We start from the raw sequence: 6,176 nt of genomic DNA, 5'->3' as shown, positions 1-6,176 counted from the left end.
AGATTTCACAAGCTCTGTCAATAGCTAATTGCTCAGCTTTGTCAGCAAATTCACATCCACCATAATATCTTTTATATGGATAACCCTCTGCATACTTGTTAGTAAATACAGAACCCATTGCTTCCATCACAGCAGGAGATGTGAAGTTTTCACTTGCAATCATCTCTAAGTGTGTTGTTTGTCTTTCTAATTCTGCTTCTACGATATCAAAAATCTCTTTATCTGCTTGTTCTAGTCTTGCTTCTGTTATGTAGCTCATTTCAAGTCCTTCTTTAATATTTATTTTTCGTCTTCGTCTTCTTCTGCATGTAAATCAATTTCATGTTTGATTGGTTTCATAGCAGGGAATAATAATACATCTCTAATTGAGTGCTCATTTGTTAACATCATTACAAGTCTGTCAATACCAATACCTTGACCAGCACAAGGTGCCATACCATAAGATAATGCATTTACAAAGTCTTCATCCATTTCGTGTGCTTCGTCATCACCAGCATCTTTAGCTGCAATTTGACCTTCAAATCTTTGAAGTTGGTCTAATGGGTCATTAAGCTCAGAGAATGCATTTGCAATCTCTTTTCCTGCAATAAATAACTCAAATCTATCAGTTAAATGAGGTTTTTCATCATTTCTTCTAGCTAATGGTGAAATTTCAACTGGATATTCAGTAATAAATGTTGGGTTGATAAGTTTTTCTTCAACATACTCATCAAATAGTTCACCTTGTAATTGACCTAAATTCATAGCTTCATTTACTTCAAGGTTTTTCTCTTTCATAAATGCAATAATTTTATCTTTATCTTCTGTAATATCAGCAGGAACTCCACCAATAGTTGTAAGTGATTCAATTAATGGAACTTCAGAAAACTTAGTAAAGTCAATTTCAACATCTCCATATGGAAGAGTCATTGGTAAATCTAAGTGCTCAAATAGATACTCAAAATACTCTTTTGTAATATCAATTAAGTCTTTATATGTTTTATAAGCCCAATAGAACTCAATAGAAGTAAACTCTGGGTTATGAGTTGCATCCATACCTTCATTTCTAAAGTTTCTGTTGATTTCAAATACTGCTTCAAATCCACCAACAATTAATCTTTTTAAATATAACTCTGGTGCAATTCTTAAGAATCTATCTACACCTAATGCGTTATGGTGAGTAACAAAAGGTTTTGCGTTTGCTCCACCTGGAATTGGGTGCATCATTGGAGTTTCAACCTCTAAGAAACCTTTATCTTCAAAGAATCTTCTAGTAAGAGAGATAACCTTTGATCTAATATGGAAAGTTTTTCTAACTTGAGAGTTCATGATTAAGTCTAAATATCTTTGTCTATATCTTAACTCTTTATCTTGGATACCATGGTATTTTTCTGGTAGTGGAGAAATAGATTTTGTTAAAATTGTTAAATCATGTACGTGTAGTGATAACTCACCTTTTCCAGTGATAAATGGGTATCCTGATACTTCAATGATATCCCCAACCTCAATGTTCTTTTTGAAAATATTGTTATAGAAACCTTCTGGTAGATTATCTCTTGCTACATAAATTTGTAGAATTCCACTTTCGTCTTCAATTTTTAAGAAAGATGCTTTACCCATAAGTCTGAAGAACTTAATTCTTCCTGCAACTGTATAGTGTCTATTTTCATCTCTTTTATCTTCTTTTTGGAAAATATCTGTATTTACATTTAAATATTTACTAATAGTTGTATTTCTTGCACTATCATTTGCATATGGGTTTACCCCTAACTCTCTTAAAACATTAGCTTTTTCTATTCTTTGTTGTATATATTTATTTTCAAACAATATTAATTTCCTTTTTCCGTATTAGTTGTATTTTCTTCATTTGAAATTGAATTAACAATATTTTCTGTAGCTTCTTTAGTTGCTTTTTCAATCTCTTTGTTTACTGCTTCTTTTGTAGATTCAATTGTTTCATTAGTTGTTGTTTTTAACTCTTCAAAAGTCTTTTTTGCTTCTTCAGAGATATTTACTTTTTCACCATCTTCATTTGAAGGAAGTTTTTCTTCGATTTTTTTAGTAAAGTCAGCTGGGTCTAGTTTAATAATAAAATCACCAGTTTTTACAAGAAGAGGGAAAGTTATTGAAGTAGAAACTTTTTCATCTAAAAGGTTTCTAAATGACTCAATTTGATAAACAGCATAAGTAATTACTGAGAATATAAAGAATATTTTTGCACTACCAAATAAGAATCCTAAAATTCTATCAAAGATTCCAAGTCCACTTGCAGAGAAGATATTACTGATTATAATTCCAGCAACATAAAGAATAATCCAAAAACCAATAAGACCTACGATAAAACCAATAAGTTTAATAGTTGAACCATTTTCTAAGGCTAAGATAGGTGCAATAATACCACCAATATTTTCAGAAAGCCTAGATGCAACAAAAATACCACCTATTATTCCAACTAAACCAAAAACCTCTTTTATAAAGCCCTTCATAAGGCCTTTAAGACCTAATAAAACAGTAATACTTAAGATTATTATATCAAATGCAGTAAACTCTTGCATAAATATCCTTATATTTATAATATGGCGCAATTATATCTTAGTTTTTCTAAAATAAAAGTTTAAGAGATATTAATCTTTTTTTGCTAGAATTCTTTCTATTATGAACAATGTAAAAAGATATCCAACAAAAAAGATTTTCGTAGGTGATGTTGCTATTGGAGGAGACGCTCCAATATCAGTTCAATCTATGACATATAGTAAGACTTCCGATGTGGAAGCAACCGTAGAACAAATTAGAGCATTGCACTTTGCAGGAGCAGACATCGTAAGAGTTGCAGTTCCTGACTTAAAAGCAGCAAATGCATTAAAAGCTATTAAAGAACAAACTTCTTTACCACTAGTTGCAGATATACATTTTAACTATAAATTAGCATTAATAGCAGCAGAAGTGGTAGACTGTATCAGAATTAATCCTGGAAATATAGGAGATAAAAAAAGGGTTACAGAGGTTGTAAAGGCTTGTCAACAAAGAAATCTTCCAATTAGAATTGGGGTAAACTGTGGTTCTTTAGAGTCACAATTTGAAGACAAATATGGCCAAACAGCACGTGGTATGGTAGAAAGTGCGGACTATAATATTAAGTATTTAGAGGATTTAGGTTTTGATGATATTAAAGTATCATTAAAAGCTAGTGATGTTCAAAGAACAGTTGAAGCATATAGAATGCTAAGACCTATGAATAATTATCCTTTCCACTTGGGGGTAACAGAAGCTGGAACACAGTTTCACTCAACTATAAAATCTTCAATTGCACTAGGAAGTTTACTTCTTGATGGTATTGGTGATACTTTAAGAGTGTCTATGACAGGTGAGCTTGAAAAAGAGATTGAAGTAGGGCGAGCAATACTAAAAGATGCAGGACTTGTACAAGAGGGCTTAAATATTATTTCATGTCCGACTTGTGGAAGAATTGAAGCTGATTTAGTAAGTGCTGTTGCAGAAGTTGAAGAGAAAACTAAGCATATTAAAACACCTTTAAATGTATCTGTTATGGGATGTGTTGTAAATGCTTTAGGTGAAGCAAAAGCTGCTGATGTTGCGATTGCATATGGAAAAGGAGTTGGGCTAATCATCAAAAAAGGTGAGACTATAGCAAAACTTCCAACAGACCAATTATTAGATAGATTTTTAAAAGAAGTAGAATTTGAAGCAAAGAAAGAGGGTAATAATTAGTGGATAGTGTATATAGTATAAATATTGAAAGAGCAGTTTTAAGTTCAGTTCTTTTTAATCCAGAGGAATTAGAAGATATTTTAGGTGTTTTAAAACCAAAAGATTTCTATTTACCTGCACATCAAAAAATCTATGAAGTAATGTCAAAACTTCATGATGAGTCAATGCCAATTGATGAAGAATTTATTAAAAAAAGAGTTGATTCTAAAGATGTTGATGATTCAATATTACTTGAAATACTTTCTGCTAACCCAATTACAAATACTTTAGCTTATGTAAGAGAAATAAAAGATGGTTCTGTAAAAAGAGAACTAGCAACTCTTGCAACAACAATTAAAAAAGTTGCAATAGAAGATGAAGTAAGTGCAAATGATGCTTTAGACACAGTTCAAGGCGAACTTTATAAAATCTCTACAGATAGTGCAACTTCTGAGCTAAAAGAGATGGAAACTATTACTTCTGATACTCTTTCATACATAAAGAAAATGAAAGAGTTAGGAAATACTCACTTAACAGGGCAAACAACTGGATTTTATGATTTAGATAAAAGAACAACTGGATTTAATGAAGGTGACCTTGTAATTTTAGCTGCAAGACCTGCTATGGGTAAAACAGCGCTTGTTTTAAATATGGCTTTAGCCAATGTTGAAGCAGGAAAAGGTGTTATCTTTTTCTCTCTGGAAATGCCAGCAGAACAACTTATGTTAAGGATGCTTGCTGCAAAAACTTCAATCCCTTTACAAAACCTAAGAAAAGGTGATATGGATGATAATCAATGGGCAAACTTAACAGGAGCCTTTGAAGATTTAAACCAGAAAAAACTTTTTGTTGATGATGGTGGTAGTATTAATATTAACCAGTTAAGAGCAAGGGTTAGAAAACTAGCTCAAAATGAAGATAATAAAATTTCAATGGTAATCATCGATTATCTTCAACTTATGCAAGGAACTGGAAATAAAGATAGACACCAAGAGGTTTCTGATATTTCAAGGGGACTTAAAATGCTTGCTAGGGAGATGAAAATCCCTGTTATTGCACTTTCTCAGTTGAACAGGGGACTTGAAAATAGGCCTGATAAAAGACCAATGCTTTCTGACCTTAGGGAGTCTGGTGCTATTGAACAGGATGCCGATATTATCATGTTTGTTTATAGGGATGATGTATATAGAGAAAGAGATGAAGCAAGAAAAGAGAAAGAAGCTAAAGACAAAGGTGAAGAGTATAAATCTACTTTCGTAAATAAGCCTGAAGAAGAAGCTGAGATTATTATTGGTAAACAAAGAAATGGTCCAATTGGTACTGTTAAACTTGACTTCCAAAAACAGTTTACGAGATTTGTTGATAAAGAAAACTCTAATGATGCTCCTATTGAGGTTGTATTTGAATCTATTTCTGATACAGAAAAAGAAGCAAATATTGAGGTTCCTAATATTTTATAATATTTAAAGTTATTTATATTTAAGAAAGTACTTGCCATAATAATAAATCTTATTATAAGGTTTGATTATGAAAAAGGCTTTCTCCTTACTTGAACTTATTTTTGCAATTGTTGTAATTGGTATTATTGCTTCTTTTGCAGTTCCTAAATATATTGATACAAGAGATAGTGCTCTTGCTTCCACAATAAAAAGAGACTTAATTACTGTAATAACCTCCGTTCAAAGCTACTATTTAATAAATCAAGAAATTGAAAAAATCACTGATAGTGTAAGTGTAAACGAGTCAAATTGGCTAGTTGAAGATAAAAAAATGCTTTTTAATGACAAAAAAGAAGAGTGTCTAAGCTTAGTACTATCAGAGTCTAGTATAATTATTACAATTGAACCATCTAAAGGAAATGTTTGTAAAATATTAGAAGAGATGGGTGTAAAAAGTGAAACATTTGACTTAATATAAGGTTGCTGATGACAAAAGCTGTTTTTTTAGATAGAGATGGAGTAGTGAATGTTGAGAAAAACTACTTATATAAAATAGAAGATTTTGAGTTTATTGATGGAATATTTGACTCTTTAAAGAAAGTACAAAACTTAGGCTATAAACTTTTTATAATAACAAATCAATCAGGAATAGGAAGAGGTTATTATACAAAAGAAGATTTTGAAAAACTAACTTCATGGATGTTACAAGAGTTCAGAAATAATGAAATTGTAATATCGCAAGTAGAACTATGTCCCCACGGTCCTGATGATAACTGTCTTTGCCGAAAACCTAAAACTGGTATGATTGATAAGATACTAGAAAACTACAATATTGATTTAGAAAACTCATGGCTTGTAGGAGATAAGTATTCTGATATTAAATGTGCTAAAAATGCAGGAATACTAAATACAATACAAGTTAAATCAGGTCATAAATTTAATGAAAATGAGTCACTTGCTAAGTATATTTGTGAAAGTATTAAGGATATAGATAAAATTATACAGACATAATATTTTTTTAGATAGAATAATTACACTTTGTAAAAAATA

The 6,176-nt window shown here is 31.1% G+C and carries 6 protein-coding genes and 1 pseudogene; 4 read left to right on the top strand and 3 right to left on the bottom strand.

Translation table 11 applies throughout. The features are described 5' to 3' along the window. From glyA to CRV02_RS06950, 3 genes and pseudogenes are all read right to left on the bottom strand, one after another. A pseudogene (glyA, locus tag CRV02_RS06960) lies at positions 1 to 259 on the bottom strand (serine hydroxymethyltransferase); the annotation flags it as partial. 20 nt (positions 260 to 279) lie between these two features. Then, positions 280 to 1,806 carry a lysine--tRNA ligase gene (gene lysS / locus CRV02_RS06955; protein WP_375137084.1) on the bottom strand — a complete coding sequence of 509 codons (1,527 nt, stop codon included), beginning with the start codon at positions 1,804 to 1,806 and terminating at the stop codon, positions 280 to 282. Between the two features lie 2 nt (positions 1,807 to 1,808). Further along, positions 1,809 to 2,534, bottom strand: a complete 726-nt coding sequence (locus CRV02_RS06950; RefSeq protein ID WP_129089714.1) for a CvpA family protein — start codon at positions 2,532 to 2,534, stop codon at positions 1,809 to 1,811. A gap of 100 nt (positions 2,535 to 2,634) precedes the next feature. On the opposite strand from CRV02_RS06950, the gene ispG reads away from it, so the two are divergent. From ispG to gmhB, 4 genes are all read left to right on the top strand, one after another. After that, positions 2,635 to 3,708 (top strand): flavodoxin-dependent (E)-4-hydroxy-3-methylbut-2-enyl-diphosphate synthase, encoded by a 1,074-nt coding sequence (gene ispG, locus CRV02_RS06945; protein ID WP_129089713.1) that lies wholly within the window; start codon positions 2,635 to 2,637, stop codon positions 3,706 to 3,708. Then, the gene (locus CRV02_RS06940; protein WP_129089712.1) at positions 3,708 to 5,147 is read left to right on the top strand and encodes a replicative DNA helicase; all 1,440 of its coding nucleotides are present in this window, start codon (positions 3,708 to 3,710) and stop codon (positions 5,145 to 5,147) included. The genes ispG and CRV02_RS06940 overlap by 1 nt, the downstream gene beginning before the upstream one ends. A gap of 67 nt (positions 5,148 to 5,214) precedes the next feature. After that, positions 5,215 to 5,604, top strand: coding sequence for a type II secretion system protein (locus CRV02_RS06935; protein ID WP_129089711.1), 390 nt, complete (start codon positions 5,215 to 5,217; stop codon positions 5,602 to 5,604). An 8-nt stretch (positions 5,605 to 5,612) separates the two neighbouring features. After that, positions 5,613 to 6,137, top strand: coding sequence for a D-glycero-beta-D-manno-heptose 1,7-bisphosphate 7-phosphatase (gmhB, locus tag CRV02_RS06930; RefSeq protein WP_129089710.1), 525 nt, complete (start codon positions 5,613 to 5,615; stop codon positions 6,135 to 6,137). The last annotated feature ends 39 nt before the right edge of the window (positions 6,138 to 6,176 follow it).

It is taken from the genome of Arcobacter sp. CECT 8989 (assembly GCF_004116715.1).
Classification (GTDB): domain Bacteria; phylum Campylobacterota; class Campylobacteria; order Campylobacterales; family Arcobacteraceae; genus Halarcobacter.
Note: the sequence above shows the minus strand (reverse complement) of the source record. Positions and strands in the feature narration are given on the sequence as shown.